This is a genomic window from Histidinibacterium lentulum (assembly GCF_003789055.1).
Lineage (GTDB): Bacteria > Pseudomonadota > Alphaproteobacteria > Rhodobacterales > Rhodobacteraceae > Oceanicola > Oceanicola lentulus.
On sequence record NZ_ML119081.1, the window covers coordinates 85,343 to 101,821 of the forward strand.

A 16,479-nucleotide genomic window follows, 5' to 3' on the forward strand; every position below is an offset into this window, starting at 1 on the left:
GCCGTGCTGGGCGCGCTCTATGCCGTCCTCCAGGCGCTGCGGCTGGGGCTGGCATGGCGGCACCGGCCCGGAGAGGGCGGCGGCGCTCCCTCGGTCACCGTCCTGCAACCGATCCTGTCGGGGGACCCGGCGCTGGCGGAAACGCTCGCCGTCGGGCCGGACCAGGCGCACGGGGCGCGGTTCGTCTGGCTGGTCGATAGCGACGACGCGGAGGGCGTCGCGGTGGCGACCCGCCTCGCCAAGGGGCGGAGCGCCGTGCGGGTCGTCGAGGGGCGGCCGCCTCGGGACGGAGAGAACCCCAAGACGCTGAAGCTGGTCCGGGGCGAGGCCCATGCGACGGGCGAGGTCGTCGCCGTGCTTGACGACGACACCGTGATGCCGCCGGGCGGGCTCGAGCGGCTTGCCGCCGCGGCGAAGACGACCGGCGGGCTCGCGACGGCGCTGCCGACCTGGGGCAGGGCGCCCCGGACCGCCTCGGAGGCGCTGGTCGCGGGTTTCGTGGACGGGCAGGGCGCCTCGGCGTATCTCGCCATGGCGCGCCTTGGCCGGACCCGGACGATCAACGGGATGGCCTATGCGGCGGATGCGCGGGCCTTGCGCCGGGCCGGGGGCTTTGCCGCCATGGGGCATGCCGTGACCGATGACTGGGCCATCGCGCGTCTTTTCGAGAGCGCCGGGCTGCCCCTTCTGCAGACCGCCGTTCCCGCCCGCGTCGCGGTCACCGTGGCGGGACCGCGTCAGGCCGTGAGGCTGCTGCGACGCTGGACGATCTTCGCGCACAGGTATGTCGGGGCCAATCTCGACGCGGCCATGGCGTTGCTGGTGCTGCTGCCGGCCGTCCTGCCGCTGGCGGGGCTGATCCTCGCGCTCGTCTCGGGGCCTCTCGCCGCGGGGCTCTGGCTGCTCCTCCTCGCCGGGCGGGCGGCGCTGCACCGGAGGCTGGTGCGGGGGATCGGCGGGGCGGGAACGGCCCCGCTCTGGGCCGTCGTCGCAGCGGAGCTGGCCTTGCCGCTGCTGTCGGGGCTTGCCCTCTGGCGCCCGAGCCGCATCCGCTGGCGCACGCGCCGCATGCGGCTTGACCCCGACGGGATCCGTTACGAATGACCGCGCCGCGGATCGCCCTTCTGACGGGACGGTCCGATCCGGCGCGGACGGGCCTTCCGCCCGTGCAGGAGGCCTTTCTCGAGGCCGTCGTCCCGCCGGGGATGATTGCGGTCGGGGACGGCTATCCCTGGACCGGGGGCGCGCCGGAGCGGCCCGTTCCCCTGCCGCTCGCCGCATTGCGCAACGCGGCGCAATGGCGGGCGGCGCGCAGCGGCGCAGCGCGGGCGGAGGTCTCGGCGCGGCTGGCCCGGCTGAAGGGCGACCCGCTTGCGATCGTGACGGGAAGCTGCGGGCTCGACCTTCTCGTTTGCGGCTGGGTGCCGGGCCTTTGCGATCTCGTGATCGCCCTTGGTCCGGTCCGGAGGCGGCCGGCCTGGGCGGGGGTGCGGATCGTCACCGTCGTGGGCCGCCGGGACGCGCTGGCGCGGGCGTTCCACCGGGAGAGGCCGGACATCGTCGTCCCCTGCGGCCACATGAGCTACTGGGCCTGCCCGGCAACGCGCGACGCCGTCGCCCGCGTCCTCGGGGACTGGCGCCCGTGAGGGTGCTCGTCGCGGCGCCGCCCTTTGCCGGGCATCTCGACCGGCTGGTGCCGCTGATCCGGGCAGCGCAGGACGCGGGCCACGGGGTGCGGGTGCTGACCGGGCATGCACGGCTGTCCTTACTCCAGGCCCGGGGGATCGAGGCCGTGGCGCCGCCCTCGCTGCCCGATGGTGCTCTCGAGCAAATCGCCGAGGGGTTCGGGCGCATCTCGGGCCGGCCAGGGGCCGCGCTCGCCCAGCTGCGGGCCAACTTCGACCTCCTGCCCGCCCTGACCGCGGACCTCTGCGCGGAACTCGAGGTGTGGCGGGCCGATGTGCTGGTCGCCGACAGCGTGGCGCTGATGGCGGGGCCTGCGGCGGCGCGCACCGGCGTTCCCTGGATCACCACCGTCGCCTCGCCCCTGTCGCTCCATACCTCGGGGGGCACACCCGCCTTCATGGGGGGCTGGAACCCGCCCCGGGGCTGGCCCGGGCGGGTGCGGGACGGTCTCGGGCGGATGGCGCAGGATGCCGCGCGCGAGGCGGTCTTTGCTCTGATGCGCGCCCGCCTGCCGCCCGAACTGGCGCGGCCCTTCAGGCCGGACGGGAGCGAGACGATCTATTCGCCGCAGGCGATCCTCGGCTTCGGGATGACCGAGCTCGAGTTTCCGCGGGACTGGCCCGCCGCCTTCGAGATGATCGGGCCCCTCGCCTCGGCGCCGAGCTTCGATCCGCCCCCCGATCTGCCCGATGCGCGGCGGGCGGTCTTCGCCACCCTCGGCACGCACCTGCATTGGGCGCGGGCGGCGTGGCGCGGGGGGCTCGAGCGGCTCGCCCGGGACAGGCCCCGCTGGCTGATCGTCGCGTCCGAGGGGCGGATGGCGGGCGGTGCGGAGGCCCGGACGGGACCGCCGAACCTGATCACCGTCCCGCGCCTGTGCTACCGGCGCGACCTGCCGCGCTTCGACGCGGTGATCCACCACGGCGGCTCGGGCATCGCCCTTTCCGCCATCGCCGCGGGCCTTCCGAGCCTTGTTGTCCCCCATGATTTCGACCAGGCCGACATGGCCGCCCGCATCGCCTGGCACGGGCTCGGCCTCAGGGCGCGCAGCCTGGCGGGCGCGGCGCGGTCCCTCGACCGGCTGATGGGGGAGGAGTGGCCCGCCTTGCCCAGGTTCGCCGAGGCGGCGGCGCGCTATCGCCCGGAGGAGCGCTTTCTCGCCGCGCTGGCACGCGTCACGGGCTCCGCATGACGCGTCTCAGCTTGGTGGTCTCGGGCGGGGCGAGGCGGGCGACCTGCAAGGTGACGGCGCGCCCCAGCAGGGTCTCGAGGGCGACGCGCGGGCCCGCGGTCTCGCTGCCCGGGGGGAGCGTCAGCACCGGGGTCTCGTCCCCGACCTGTGCCAGCCGGAAGTCGCGCGCGCCCGCGCCCAGCACCGCGTCGCGCAGGACGTCGGGCGCGATCCCGCCGATCCGGTCGGCGACACGCCCCGCCACGACCACGGCCCTCAGCGGAGAACCGCAGGGACAGGACACGAGCCGCACGAGATCGCCGGTCCGGTAGCGCGCCATCACCTGAGCGCGCCGGGTGAAATCGGTGACGACGGGCTCGAGGGTGCCGTCGCCCGCCTCGGTAAGCTCGACATGCACGCGATCCTCGGCCAGGTGCAGCGTCCCGTGACCGCAGCTGACCGCGAAGAGCCCCTCGGTGGCCATGTAGATCTCGCCCAGCCGGGCGGCGGGAAATCCGGCCCGGATCGCCGCGCGCTCGGGCGGGTCCAGCACCTCTGCGGCGGCATAGATCCGGCGGGGGGAGAGGCGCGCGCGGCGCCCCGCCAGCCAGCCGAGGTAACGGGGCGGCGCCACGAGGACATCGGGAGCGAAGCCCTCGAGCGCGGGCAGGGTCGCGGAGAACCCTGCGCCCAGCGAGACGAAGCACAGGGGCAGGGCGCGCCCGTCGCCCGCGGCATCGTAGAGCGCCGAGCCCCGGGGCAGGGCCACCGCCACGCGGGGGCGGCGCAGCGCCTCGAGGCCCAGCGTCTTGGCGAGGATCGTGCCGAGCCAGATGAACCGTTCGGCCTCGGAGATCAGGTAGGGCATCCGGACGCCCGAGGTGGTGCCCGTGCTCAGCCCGACATGGTGACCGGGCGGCGGCGCGGCGCGGCCCTCGGCCATGGCGGTCGCTGCTTCCGCCGTCAGACCCAGGCGGTTATGCGCGGCAAAGCCCGCCATCAGGGCCGCGCGATCCATGATGGGCAGGTCCTGAAGCCCCTCCACCCCCGCGGTCTGCCTCAGCCAGCGCCGCATCCGCCGCGCCTGCCAGGCCTCGAGCCGCGCACGGTCGCTGAAGAGGGCGGCGCGCGTCAGGGTCGCGGCGCAGGCACCGAGGGCAATGGCCGCCCCGCGCAGGGTCACGCGGTGAAGTCCGGCACGGGCGCGGGATCGTGGCACAGGACCACGCGCCCCCCCGCGGCGGCGAAGGCCCTGACCCGGGCGAGGCTCTCCATCGCGGCGCGCGCATCGGCATAGATCGCCCGCGCGGGTCCCCGCGGCGGGCGATCCTCGGCGATGGCGGGCCAGACCCATTGCACGTCGGCGGCATAAAGGACGGGCGGATCGAAGGCCGGGAACAGCAGGCCCGAATGCCCCTCGGCATGGCCCGGAAGCGGCAGCGACAGGACCGAGCCGTCCCCCAGCACATCCCGTCCCCGCCCCAGCCCGAAGGGCAGGGGCTGGTTTCCCTCCAGGTCCTCCACGGCGTCCGGCAGGAGTTCCGCCATCAGCCCGTGCCTGAGCGCGCGCCAGGGGTGGTGCCGCGCATGGGCAAGGGCGCGGGCGGGCCCATGGACGGGAACGCCGGAGAGGCCCCGGACCGCGCCGACGTGATCCGCATGGAGGTGCGACAGGATGACGGCGGCGGGCGCCCGGCCATCCAGAACCGCAAGGGGCGCGCGGCCTTCGTCGATCCGGGGCCTCAGGAGCGCGCGGTAGATCCTCAGCGCCGCGCTCTCCCGGGGCGCGCGGTCCGGCCAGCCCGCGTCGATCAGGACCGGCGCCCGGCCGGGCCGCTCCAGAACGCCGAAGCGCACCGCGAGATCGACGCGGCCGCGTCCACCGGCCAGCACCAGCCGCTCGGGCACCGGAATGCGGGCATGGACATGAAAGCTCAGCCGCATGGCGCCGCCTCGAGAATTCCCGCTCCGAAGGTGACCCCGGCGGCGGTCCCCAGCATCAGCACCCTGGCGCCGGGCGCGATGCGGCCTTCGCGCCGCGCGTGGTCCAGCGTCACGGGCAGCGAGGCCGCGACCTGGTTGCCGTGGGTGGCGGAGAGGTCCACCAGCCGGTCCTCGGGAACCTTCAGGGCGCGGACCATCAGGCGCAGGGCGGCGGGGCTGGCCTGATGCGGAAGGACGAGGTCGATCTCCTCCATGGTCAGGCCCGCCTGCTCCAGCGTCCGGGAAACGAAGGCGCCGAACCGGCGGCGGGTCAGGGCAAAGAGCGCAGGACCGTCCATGGCGAAGTGCAGCGCGTGGGGCGGGGCCAAAGCCCCGAGGCGGGTGCCGCCGGCGGGCAGCCCGGCGGCCTCGTAACCCGAGGGGTGGGTGCTGAGCGCGATCGGTCCGAGCCTCAGCCCGCCCGCGCCGGAGCCCACCACGGCGGCCCCCGCGCCGTCCCCGAAGAGCCCCGCCGTCGCCGGGTCGCGCCAGTCGAGGTTGTCGCTCACCTTCTCGGAGGCCACGACGAGGACGTGGCTCCACCGGCCCGTCTCCACCATCGCCGCCGCGTGCTGAAGCGCGGCGAGGAAACCCAGGCAGGTCGCGCCGACGTCGTAGGCGGCGACCGCCCCGTCGCCCAGTCCCAGGGCGAGCTGCACCAGGGGCGCCGTCGCGGGGATCGTCTGATAGGGCACGGCGGCGGCGTGCAGGATCGCGTCGAGCCTCCCCGCCTCCAGCCCCGCGTCGGCCAGCGCCGCCCGCCCCGCCTCGGCCGCAAGCTCCACCTGGTCCCGGCCGATGGCGCGGGGCCGCAGGTGGACGCCGGTCGCCTCCGCGACATGCCCGGGAGGGAGGTCATGGTAGCGGTCGAGCGTGGCGCTGGCGACCGGGGCGAGGCTTGCGGCGCGGCCCGTACCGAGGATCGATGCTGTGGCCATGGCGCGCCCTCCGCCGCGACCGACCCCGCGGCCTGACGCACAGAGATAAGGCCCGGCGCGCCACGCTGTAAAGCGGCGCCTGAGGTCTCCGCGTTCCGATGGCGGGCCTGCCGGCCCTGTCCTGGACGGGGACACACCCGCCGCAGGCCGGAGGTATCGCGCCCAGGTCCCCCGCGAGGAACAAGAGCGGCAGCGGGTCTGTTGTCGATCAGGACCGGAAGACAGGGGGCGGGGCTTGCACACTATCACGGACTGCACGATCCGGAAGATTCCATGAGCGCGCTCGAGCGGCTCATGGAGAGGATCGGCATCGAACCGGGCTTCGAGGACGCCCTCGGTGCCAGCCGCCCCACCGACCCGGATGTGGCCCGCAGTCTCGCCCGGGAACTGGGCTTTCCGGCAGCCGACGAGCGCGAAGCTCGAAGGACGCTGGCGAGGCTCGACGCGGAGGCGGCGCAAAGACCCCTGCCGCCGGTGATCGTGACGACCTGTCCGGGCGGGCGCCTCGATCTTCCTGCGGACGGCGCGCGCCGGGGCCGGACGTGGACGCTCCTCGACGGAGAGACGGAGGTGACCCGCAGGACTGCGCCGGACGGTGAGAGCGTCGCCCTCGATGTGCCGGAGGCCCTCGGCCGTTACCGCCTGCGCCTCGACATGGAGGGGCGCGACCCCGCCGAGACCGTCCTGATGGTGGCGCCGGACGCCTGTTGGACCCCGCCGGCGCTCGCGGAGGACGGGAAGATCTGGGGCGTCTCCGTGCAGCTCTATCTTCTGAGATCGGCCCGGAACTGGGGCATCGGCGATTTCACCGATCTGGCGCGGTTCGTGGAAATCGCCGCAGATTGGGGGGCCGACATGATCGGGCTGAACCCTCTCAACGCCGGGTTCCTCGACGATCCCGACCATGCGAGCCCCTATTCTCCGGCCAGCCGCCTGTTTCTCAACGTGCTCTACATCGATGTCGGCGCCGTGCCCCGCTTCGGGACCGATCCCGCCGTGCGCGCACAGGTCGAGGATCCGGAGTTCCGGCGCAGGCTCGAGGCCTGCCGCGCGGCGGATCTGGTGGACTATTCCGGTGTGGCCGCACTCAAGGTGCCGGTTCTGGAGGCGCTTCACCGGGCGTTCCGCGACGGCGCGTCCGCGCGCGAGCAGGAGGATTTCGCCGCCTTCCGACGCGAGAGGGGGCAGGCGCTGGAACGGTTCTGCCGGTTCTCCGCCCTCCGCGCGCATTTCGCCGCACAGACCCCGGCCCGGGCGGACTGGCGGACCTGGCCCGCGCCGTTCCGGGACTGCCGCTCGGACGAGATCGCGCGGTTTGCCGCGGATCACGCCGGGCGGATCGAGTTCCACGCCTGGATGCAGTGGATCGCCGAGGGCCAGCTGGCACGGGCCGCGGCCGAAACGGAGCGGCGTGGCATGGCGGTCGGCCTCTACCGCGACCTGGCCGTCGGGGCCGACGCGGCCGGGGCCGAGAGCTGGTCGAACCCCGAGGCGGTTCTGTCGGGGCTGCAGATCGGCGCGCCGCCCGACATGCTCAATCCCGCGGGGCAGAACTGGGTCCTGCCGCCCTTCGACCCCAACGCGCTGCGGCAGGAGGCCCATGCGAGCTATGCCGACCTCGTGCGCGCCAACATGCGACATGCCGGGGGACTCCGGATCGACCATGTGATGGCCCTGCAGCATCTCTACCTCATTCCGGAGGGACACCCCCCGACCAAGGGCGCCTATGTGACCTATCCCATGGAGGAACTGCTCGCGGTTCTGGCTCTCGAAAGCCACGAGCGGCCCTGCCTGATCGTGGGAGAGGACCTCGGCACCGTGCCCGAGGGCTTTCGCGAGCGGATGGCGGAAGCCCGGGTGCTGTCCTACCGGATCGCAATGTTCGAGCGGGACGAGAAGGGAGCCTTCGTGCCGCCCGGGGACTATCCCCGCGCCGCGCTGGCCATGCTGGGCAGCCACGACCTCGCGACGCTCCGCGGCTGGTGGGAATCGCGCGACATCGATCTCAAGGCCCGGCATGGACTCTATGCCTCGAAGGACGAAGAGGGGCGGCAGCGCGCGCAGCGGGAAGAGGAACACGCGGCGTTCGTCGCGGCGCTGGAGGACGCAGGACTGCTGGACGCCGGGGAGATCCTGCCCTCGGAGCCGTTCGGCCCGCGCATCGCCGCGGCCGCGCACGGGTTCCTGGGGCTGGCCAGGTCGGGCCTCGCGGTGGCGCAGCTCGAGGATCTGCTCGACCAAGCGGAGCAGGTGAACCTGCCCGGGACCGTCGAGGCGCATCCGAACTGGCGTCTGCGTTACCGGCTGCCGCTCGAGAGCCTCGCGGAGGACGCCGGCGCCCTCGCGCGGATCGAGGCGCTGAAGGCTGCCCGCGCCGGTGCGGCGGAGGCCACGAGGGATTCTCCGGATCCGGCCTGACGCGCCCGCCGCTCCGCGTGGCCGGATCCGGGCCCTGCCGGCCGCGACGGCGTCAGGTTCCCGGCGCGCGGTGCCCCGCCCGGCCTCGCTGCGCGGGCCGGGTCCGGTCGCTCGACAGCGGCGAAGGTCCGGCGACGTGAGGACCGGTGCCCCGCGAACGCCCGACCTGTCCGGCGGGACCTGGCGCAAGATGCCGCGCGAAAAAAAGAAATCCGCGGGCGCGGATTGAAAGAGACGGGCCGATCGCCACCTCTCGCAAGCCCGGGCGCCGGGCCCCGTGACCGCCGCAGGGCGCGACGGGACCGCGCCGCGGGCGGACCTCTCGGGACGCGTCAGATGAACCTCCTCCTAGTCGATCCTCCGGGCAAACCTCCCTGGGCCCCGCCGCGCTCTTCCGCACCGCAGGGCGGCTGAGAGCGGCCGGAGGGGTCCGCCGCCGCGCGGACCCACCGACAATGGGCACCGGGGAACCGCGTCGACGCCGCCCCTGTTGGCCCGGAACCAGGACCCGGCCGGTGCCGCGGGCCCGCAACGGGCAATCAAGACCCCGGCGAGGGGACATATGGAGAAACTTGAATGACGGACGTGGTTCTGCCCCTGATCGGGGGGCTGGTGCTGCTCATCGCGGGCGGGGAATTCCTCGTGAGGGGCGCCGTGAACATCGCCACCCGCCTCGGCGTGTCGCCGCTGGTGATCGGGCTCACGCTGGTGGGGTTCGGAACATCGACGCCGGAGCTCGTCACTTCGGTGCAGGCGGCGCTGGCCGATGCGCCGGGCATCGCCTACGGCAACATCGTCGGTTCGAACATCGCGAACATCCTGCTGATCGTCGGGATCGCGGCGCTGCTCGCGCCGATCGCGGTGGCCTCGTCCGCGCTGAAGCGGGACGGGCTCGTGATGGTCTCGGCCGCAGTGATCTTCGCGGGACTGGCGGCGGTGATGCCGATGGGGCGCGTTGCGGGGGCGCTCTTCGTTGCGGCGCTCGGTATCTACATCTGGACGGCCTTCCGCCAGGAACGCGTGGCGACGGGGGGCGACCACGGCGCGGTCCATGACAAGAGCGCCGCGCTGCAGGAGGTCGATCCCGCCCTCGATCCCGGGAAGCCTGTGCAGGCCTCGCTGCCCGTCTCGATCCTGATCGCCGTCGGCGGTCTCGTCCTCGTGGTGCTGGGCGGCGGATTCCTGGTCGACGGCGCCGTGGCGCTGGCGCGGGGCATGGGCATCTCCGAGACGGTGATCGGCCTGACCATCGTCGCCCTGGGCACCTCGATGCCGGAACTCGTGACCTCGGTCGTGGCGGGGCTGAAGAAGCAGGGCGACGTCGCCTTCGGCAACATCGTGGGCTCCAACATCTACAACATCCTCGGGATCGGCGGCTTCACCGCGCTGATCGCCCCGGGCGCGGTTCCAGCGGAGATCGTGACCTTCGACAATCTCGTCATGGTGGGCGTGTCGCTGCTGCTCCTGCTCGTGGCCTGGACCGGCCTGCGCATCTCTCGGTGGGAAGGGGCGGCCCTGCTCGCGGGCTACGCGGTCTATGTCTTCGTCATCTGGCCCTGAGCCACTCCGGCTCAGGGACCGACCACCGGCGCGCGGCGCGGGTAGAGCGACAGGGCGAGGCCCGACCCGACGATCAGAAGCGCGCCGAGAAGCATGGTCGGACGCGGCACGTCGCCGAAGAACAGGTAGCCGAGGATCATCGCCCAGATCAGGAGGGTGTATTGCAGCGGCGCGATCAGGGTCGCGTCGGCGAGCTTGAGCGCGCGGTTCACGCTCAGGTGCGCGGTCATCGCCACCACCCCGAGAAGGCCGAGCAGCACCCAGTCCAGCGCTTTGGGCGGCGCCCAGCCGATCGGGGCCGCGATGGCCCCCGCAACCCCGGCGCCGATCAGCTGCCAGAAGACCAGCGCCGTGTCGGGCGTGCCCCTGAGCGAGCGTCCGGTGATCATCATCAGCGCGAAACACATCGTCCCCACGATGGCGGCAGTCGTGGCGACGGGGGAGACCGCGCCCGAGGGGCCGAGGGCGATGATCACGCCGAGAAAGCCCACGATCACCGCGCCCCAGCGCCAGAGACCCACGCGCTCTCCCAGAAGAAGCGGAGACAGCGCGGCCACATAGATCGGAGAGGCCAGCCACCACGTCATCACATCGGCCAGAGGCAGGTCGCGCACGGCGAGGTAGAAGCAGAAGACCTCCACCGTGGAAAAGGCCACCCGCAGGGCCTGCAGCCAGGGACGCTCGAGGGAGAAGAGGCGCCGCGGTCCGAAGGCCCAGACGAAGGGCGCGAGCACGATCAGCGCGGCGAGGCTGCGGATCAGCAGGACCTGCCCGACGCCGTAGCTGGCGACCAGCCATTTGCCCATGGCGTCATTGAGCGCGAAGAGGAACATCCCCGCGAGCATCAGAAGAAGGCCGAGCGTGGCTCCGGACAGTCGGGTCATCGTGGGGTCTGTGCTGAAAGGTCGCCGCAGGGGCAGGACGAAGGGCCGGAGGTGCCCCGCCCCCCCTCGGGGGACGGGGCCGGGACCGGAGCTTATTCGCCGCGGATCGTGGCCAGTTCGGACATCATCGAGTCGATGACGTCCTGGCCGATGCTTTCGGCGCTGCGGTCATAGACGCCGGCCACGGCCTCGCGGATCCGCTGGAGCTCGGCAGGGTCGATCTCGTTGAACTGCATCCCGGCCTCCTGCACGCGGGCGAGCGACTGGTCCGACAGCTCGCGGCTCACGGACCGCTGCACGTCCCGGCCGATCTCGGCGCAATCGACGAGGATCTGCTGCTCTTCCTCGGAATAGGTGTTCCAGATCGGCCCGGAGAACAGCACCATGAAGGGCGTGTAGGCGTGCTGCGTCGCGGACAGGTAGTCCTGAACCTCGAAGAACTGCGACGTGTCGATCGTCACATAGGGGTTCTCCTGCGCGTCGATCGCCCTGGTCTCGAGCGCGGTGAACACCTCGCCGAAGGCCATGGGCGTGGCGTTGGTGCCCAGCGTCTGGAACGTGTCGAGGAAGATGTTGTTCTGCATGACGCGCACACGCATCCCCTCGAAATCCTCCAGCGTGGTGACCGGGCGGACCGAGTTCGTCAGGTTGCGGAAGCCGTTCTCCCACCAGGCCAGGTTCACGAGGCCGGCGTCGCGCATCCTCTCGCTCATCATGTCGCCGAAGTCGCCGTCGAGGACAGCATCGGCCTCCGCCGCATCGTTGAAGAGGAACGGCAGGTCGAACACGCCGAGCGCGGGCTCGATGCCCACGATCGGCGAGGTGGAGGTGACCACCATCTCCTGGGTGCCGGAGCGCAGGGCCTGCGTCGCGGTCAGGTCGTCGCCGAGGGCCGAGGACCAGAAGGCGTTCAGCGTCCAGGCGCCGTCGGTGCGCTCCGTCATGCACTCGCGCATGGCCTCGATGCCGTTGCCGACGGGATGGCTCTCGGCCACGCCGTTCGAGACGGTGATGGTGCGGCTCTGGATCTCCGCCGAGGCGGGCAGCGCCACGCCCGCGGCGAGGATCGTCGTCAGGGTCAGTTTCGTCAGGTTGGTCATGGGTCTTCCTCCCTTTTGGTGTTCGTTCTGGGCTCTTCTCCTCAGCGCAGCCATGACAGCGGCACCAGGACAAGCTCGGGCAGCGCGACAAGCAGCATCAGCACACCGACCTGCGCGACAAGAAACGGGGTGACCCCCCAGATCACCTGGCCGAGGGGCACCCGCGCGACGCCGCTGACGACGTTGAGCACGACGCCCACGGGCGGGGTCATCAGGCCGATGCAGGTGGTCATCACGAAGATGATGCCGAAATAGACCGGGTCGATCCCCGCGACGGTGACGACGGGCATGAGCACCGGCGACAGGATCAGGATCGTCGGAGCGAGATCGAGCACCGTGCCCACGCACAGCACCAGCAGCACGATGACCAGCATCAGGAGTTTCGGATGCTCGATCACGGGGGCCAGCAGGCGCGTGATCTCGGCCGGAATGTTCGCGCGCGTGATCAGCCAGGAGGTCACCAGCGCCGCCGCCACGAGAAAGAGCACGACCGATGTCGTCTTCGCGGCGTTCAGGAACACGCCATAGAGATGGCTCGGCTTCAGCTCGCGGTAGATGAACATGCCAACGAAGAGCGCGTAGACCGCCGCGATCACCGCGGCCTCCGTGGGTGTGAACACGCCGAAGCGGATGCCGCCGAGGATGATCACCGGCATCACCAGCGCCCAGCCCGCGCGGGCCGTCGCCACCAGGCGCTCGTATCCCGACCGGCGGGGCAGGGGCGCGATGTTCTCGCGCCGCGAGACGATGATCCAGGCGGCGATCAGCGAGGCGGCCATCAGGAGGCCCGGAAAGATCCCGCCCATGAAGAGGCCCGTGATCGAGACGTTGGCGGCCACGCCGAAGATGATGAAGGCGATGGACGGCGGGATCACAGGCGCGATCACCCCGCCCGCGGCCATCAGGCCGGCGGATCGCGGCACGTTGTAGCCTGCCTGTCGCATCATCGGAATGAGGATCGCGGCGAGCGCCGCCGAATCCGCCGCCGCCGATCCCGAGAGCGAGGCCATGACCACCGCGGCCAGCACCGCCACGATCCCGAGGCCGCCCCGGATATGGCCGACGCAGGCGACGGCGAACTCCACGATCCGTTTCGACAGGCCGCCTGCGTTCATCAGTTCGCCCGCCAGCAGGAAGAACGGGATCGCGAGCAGGGTGAAGGTATTCGCCCCGGTCACCATCTGCTGGCTGATGATCTGCGCGTTGAACTGCCCGGTCCAGACCATCATCACGACCGCGCAGAGGATCAGCGCGAAGGAGACGGGAACGCCGATGGCGAGGCCCAGAAAGAGGGTTCCGAGAAAGACGCCGAGGATCACGGGCGGGGGTCCTCCGCGTCGAACTCGCCGGTGAAGCGGGCCATTTCCTCGGGTGTCGTCGTTCCGGTGATCGCGCGGATCAGGCGGACCAATGCGATCCCCGCGATGGCCGCTCCGGTCACATAGGTGATGCCGAAGACCCAGATCATCGACAGGCCGACCACGGGCGCCGTCATCGACGCGTTGATCTGGTGCTGCTTCCAGGTGCCCCAGAACAGGATGACGCCGCACATCAGGATGATCCCGTTCGTCAGCGTCAGGCAGATCCGGCGACCCACGGGGCCGAGCAGGCGGACCAGGGTCTCGACGCCCACATGGGCATATTCGCGATAGGCGAGGACGGCGCCGATGAAGGTGAGCCAGACGAACATGTAGCGGGACATCTCCTCGGAGAAGTTCAGCCCGCTGTTGAAGCCATAGCGCAGCACGACGTTGCCGAACACCATGACCACCATCCCCGCGAGAAGCAGAACGAGCAGGGTCTCCGCCAGCCTGACCAGCCAGGCCTCGATACGCGCCATGATGCCTCTCTCCCTTCGGTCGCACCTCTCGCGACCGGGGACCGGCTTGCCGGTCTCTCATGAAAACGCATATCATCGGCGGGCGGACCAGTTCAAGGAGTCCGGGGCTCCGGACGATGATGTCTATAAAAAACTATAAGAGACAGTCAGTTACTCTGACGGATGTGGCCGAGGCCGCCGGTGTCAGCGTTGTCACGGTCTCCCGCGCCCTGCGCACGCCGGATCTGGTGTCCCAGGCCGCGCGGGACCGGGTGGATACCGCGATACGGGCGCTGGGCTACGTGCCCAATCCGGCGGCGCAGGCGCTGGCCTCCGCGCGGTCGCGAATCATCGGCGTGGTCATTCCCTCGGTCACCAACCAGGTCTTCGCGGATCTGCTGCGCGGGGTCATGGACGCGGTCGAGGGCACGCCCCATGCGCCGCAGTTCGTCAACACGCGCTTTCACGGCGCGCGCGAGGAGGATCTGCTCCGGATGCTCGCGACGCAGCGGCCGGCGGGCATGATCGTGACCGGCACCGACCAGACCGCGGCCAGCCGCGCGATTCTCGGGGACATGGGCTGCCCGGTCGTTCAGGTGATGGAGACCGGCCCCGATCCCGTCGACATGATGATCGGATGCGACCATGTCGCCGCGGGACGGGCGGCGGTGCGCCACCTGCTCGATCAGGGCTACCGCCGCGTGGGCTTTCTCGGGGCGCGGATGGACCCGAGGGCGCAGCGGCGACTTGCCGGATATCGCGCAGTGATGGAGGCCGCGGGCCTCGACGATCCGGCCCTCGTCGTCACCACCGCGGAGCCCTCCTCCTACAGCGTGGGCGGGCGGCTCATGGGCGATCTGCTCAGCGCCACCCCAGACACCGACGCGGTATTCTGCAACAACGACGACGTGGCGCTGGGCGCGCTCTTCGAGTGCCAGCGCCGCGGCCTCCGCATTCCCAGCCGCATGGGCATCGTGGGCTTCAACGATCTCGACATCTCGGCCTGTTCGGTGCCCACCATCACCTCGGTGCGCACCCATCGCTACGACATGGGCCACCGCGCGGTGGAGATGATCGTCGCGGCCCTCGAGGATGCGCGACCCGCCGAGGCGGTCATCGACCTCGGGTTCACCTTGATGGAACGGCAGAGCAGCCGGCGACTGGAAGGAAAGACGACATGAAGATCCTGATCCTCGGGGCAGGGGGCATGATCGGCCGCCGCATCGCGGCGGCGGTGGCGGAGGCCGGGACGATCGGCGGTCAGGGCGTGACCGCCATGACCCTCGCGGACATCGCGGAGCCGCCGGTGCCGCAGGCCGGGGGGCTCTCGATCGCCGCCCATGGTCTCGATCTCTCGGAGCCCGGCGCGGTGGAGCGGCTGCTCGCGGACCGCCCCGACGTGATCCTGCACCTTGCCGCCGTCGTCTCGGGCGAGGCGGAGGTGGATTTCGACAAGGGCTACCGCGTCAACCTCGACGCCATGCGCGCCATGCTCGACGCCATCCGTGCCGTGCCCGACTGGTGTCCGCGGCTCGTCTACGCCTCCTCGCTCGCCGTCTTCGGCCCGCCGTTTCCGGACCGGATCGACGACGATTTCGCGCCGCTGCCCGCCACCAGCTACGGCGCGCAGAAGCTGATGGCCGAGATCCTGATCTCCGACTACAGCCGCAAGGGCCATGTGGACGGGGTGAGCCTGCGACTGCCCACCATCTGCATCCGCCCCGGCGCCCCGAACCGCGCCGCCTCGGGTTTCTTCTCGGGCATCCTGCGCGAGCCCCTGGCGGGCCTGCCCGCTGCCCTGCCGGTGCCGGAGAGCACGCGCCACTACTTCGCCAGCCCGCGCGCGGCCGTCGGCTTCTTCCTTCACGCCGCGGCGATGGACACAGCCCCCCTCGGCCACCGCCGGGCCTTGAACATGCCGGGCCTCTCGGCCACCGTCGGCGAGGTGATCGCGGCCCTGCGGAGCGTGGCCGGGGACGCCGCCGTGGCGCTGATCCGGCCCGAGCCCGACCCGCTGGTGGCGACCATCGTGGGTGGCTGGGGGATGGACTACACTGCCGCGCGCGCCCGGGACCTCGGATTCACCGCCGAGACCCGGTTCGAGGACATCATCGCCGCCCATGTCGAGGACGAGCTCGGCGGCCGCATCGCGAAGGGAGCGGGCGCATGAGCCTGAGGACAGCCATCGTCACTGGCGCGGGCAGCGGCATCGGCCGCGCGGTCGCGGTGGAACTGGCCGCTCAGGGCTGGAAGGTGGCCCTTGCCGGCAGGCGCGCCGCGGCGCTCGAGGAGACCGCGGCGCTGGCCGGCACCGGGAACTGCCTCGTCCATCCCGCCGACCTCACCGAGCCCGCGGCGGCGGACGCCCTCTTCGCGGCTTGCGTCGACACCTGGGGCAGGGTGGACCTTCTCTTCAACAACGCGGGCATCTTCCCGCCCGTGGTCCCGCTCGAGGATCTGCCCCCCGAGGACTGGCGCGCGGTGGTGGCGATCAACCTCGACGCGGCCTTCTGGTGTACCCAGGCCGCCTTTCGCGTGATGAAGGCGCAGAACCCGCGCGGCGGTCGGATCATCAACAACGGCTCGGTCTCGGCCACCGCGCCGCGCCCCTTCTCGGCGGCCTACACCGCCACGAAACACGCCATCACCGGCCTGACCAAGTCCGCCTCCCTCGACGGCCGGGCCTACGACATCGCCGTGGGCCAGATCGACATCGGCAACGCGGCAAGCGACATGACCGAGGCGATGGTCTCGGGCGTGCTGCAACCCGACGGCTCGCGCCGTCCCGAGCCGGTGATGGACGTCGCCAATGTCGCCCGCTCGGTGGCGCATATGGCCAGCCTCCCGCTCGAGGCGAACGTCCTGTTCATGAACGTGATGGCCACCGCCATGCCCTTCGTCGGGCGCGGCTGAGGCCCAG

15 protein-coding genes are annotated in these 16,479 nt (G+C 71.7%); 8 read left to right on the plus strand and 7 right to left on the minus strand.

What is annotated here, in order from left to right; all coding sequences use genetic code 11:
• The first annotated feature begins 3 nt into the window (after positions 1-3).
• The 3 genes from EAT49_RS00415 to EAT49_RS00425 are packed head-to-tail and all read left to right on the plus strand — an operon-like array spanning position 4 to position 2,878.
• Positions 4-1,104 (plus strand): glycosyltransferase family 2 protein, encoded by a 1,101-nt coding sequence (locus tag EAT49_RS00415; RefSeq protein ID WP_185020595.1) that lies wholly within the window; start codon positions 4-6, stop codon positions 1,102-1,104.
• On the plus strand, positions 1,101-1,646 hold the full coding sequence (locus EAT49_RS00420; RefSeq protein ID WP_123640259.1) for a hypothetical protein: 546 nt from the start codon (positions 1,101-1,103) through the stop codon (positions 1,644-1,646). Before EAT49_RS00415 ends, EAT49_RS00420 begins: the two co-directional genes overlap by 4 nt.
• Positions 1,643-2,878: a glycosyltransferase gene (locus EAT49_RS00425; protein ID WP_123640260.1), complete on the plus strand. Its 1,236-nt coding sequence runs from the start codon at positions 1,643-1,645 to the stop codon at positions 2,876-2,878. Before EAT49_RS00420 ends, EAT49_RS00425 begins: the two co-directional genes overlap by 4 nt.
• Here the strand turns inward: EAT49_RS00425 and EAT49_RS00430 are convergent.
• The 3 genes from EAT49_RS00430 to EAT49_RS00440 are packed head-to-tail and all read right to left on the minus strand — an operon-like array spanning position 2,862 to position 5,778.
• Positions 2,862-4,040: a CoF synthetase gene (locus tag EAT49_RS00430; RefSeq protein ID WP_123640261.1), complete on the minus strand. Its 1,179-nt coding sequence runs from the start codon at positions 4,038-4,040 to the stop codon at positions 2,862-2,864. The two genes, EAT49_RS00425 and EAT49_RS00430, sit on opposite strands and share 17 nt — an antisense overlap.
• Positions 4,037-4,801, minus strand: a complete 765-nt coding sequence (locus EAT49_RS00435) for an MBL fold metallo-hydrolase (protein WP_123640262.1) — start codon at positions 4,799-4,801, stop codon at positions 4,037-4,039. The genes EAT49_RS00430 and EAT49_RS00435 overlap by 4 nt, the downstream gene beginning before the upstream one ends.
• Positions 4,792-5,778 (minus strand): 3-oxoacyl-ACP synthase III family protein, encoded by a 987-nt coding sequence (locus EAT49_RS00440; protein WP_123640263.1) that lies wholly within the window; start codon positions 5,776-5,778, stop codon positions 4,792-4,794. Before EAT49_RS00440 ends, EAT49_RS00435 begins: the two co-directional genes overlap by 10 nt.
• 273 nt (positions 5,779-6,051) lie before the next feature.
• On the opposite strand from EAT49_RS00440, the gene malQ reads away from it, so the two are divergent.
• On the plus strand, positions 6,052-8,196 hold the full coding sequence (gene malQ / locus EAT49_RS00445) for a 4-alpha-glucanotransferase (RefSeq protein WP_123640264.1): 2,145 nt from the start codon (positions 6,052-6,054) through the stop codon (positions 8,194-8,196).
• A gap of 576 nt (positions 8,197-8,772) precedes the next feature.
• Complete coding sequence (locus tag EAT49_RS00450; RefSeq protein WP_123640265.1) at positions 8,773-9,756, plus strand: calcium/sodium antiporter; 984 nt, start codon at positions 8,773-8,775, stop codon at positions 9,754-9,756.
• Between the two features lie 11 nt (positions 9,757-9,767).
• Here the strand turns inward: EAT49_RS00450 and EAT49_RS00455 are convergent, their stop codons facing one another.
• The 4 genes from EAT49_RS00455 to EAT49_RS00470 form a co-directional block, all read right to left on the minus strand.
• Entirely contained in the window at positions 9,768-10,640 is an 873-nt protein-coding gene (locus EAT49_RS00455; protein WP_221181410.1) for a DMT family transporter, read from the minus strand.
• Positions 10,641-10,732: 92 nt separating this feature from the next.
• Complete coding sequence (locus tag EAT49_RS00460; RefSeq protein ID WP_123640266.1) at positions 10,733-11,740, minus strand: TRAP transporter substrate-binding protein; 1,008 nt, start codon at positions 11,738-11,740, stop codon at positions 10,733-10,735.
• A gap of 41 nt (positions 11,741-11,781) precedes the next feature.
• A complete protein-coding gene (locus EAT49_RS00465; protein WP_123640267.1) occupies positions 11,782-13,059 on the minus strand; it encodes a TRAP transporter large permease in 1,278 nt (425 codons plus the stop codon).
• Entirely contained in the window at positions 13,056-13,580 is a 525-nt protein-coding gene (locus EAT49_RS00470) for a TRAP transporter small permease (protein WP_123640268.1), read from the minus strand. Before EAT49_RS00470 ends, EAT49_RS00465 begins: the two co-directional genes overlap by 4 nt.
• Positions 13,581-13,699: 119 nt before the next feature.
• On the opposite strand from EAT49_RS00470, the gene gntR reads away from it, so the two are divergent.
• The 3 genes from gntR to EAT49_RS00485 are packed head-to-tail and all read left to right on the plus strand — an operon-like array spanning position 13,700 to position 16,472.
• Positions 13,700-14,740: an HTH-type transcriptional regulator GntR gene (gene gntR, locus EAT49_RS00475; RefSeq protein WP_123640269.1), complete on the plus strand. Its 1,041-nt coding sequence runs from the start codon at positions 13,700-13,702 to the stop codon at positions 14,738-14,740.
• Complete coding sequence (denD, locus tag EAT49_RS00480) at positions 14,737-15,729, plus strand: D-erythronate dehydrogenase (RefSeq protein ID WP_123640270.1); 993 nt, start codon at positions 14,737-14,739, stop codon at positions 15,727-15,729. The genes gntR and denD overlap by 4 nt, the downstream gene beginning before the upstream one ends.
• Complete coding sequence (locus EAT49_RS00485) at positions 15,726-16,472, plus strand: SDR family oxidoreductase (protein WP_123640271.1); 747 nt, start codon at positions 15,726-15,728, stop codon at positions 16,470-16,472. Before denD ends, EAT49_RS00485 begins: the two co-directional genes overlap by 4 nt.
• The last annotated feature ends 7 nt before the right edge of the window (positions 16,473-16,479 follow it).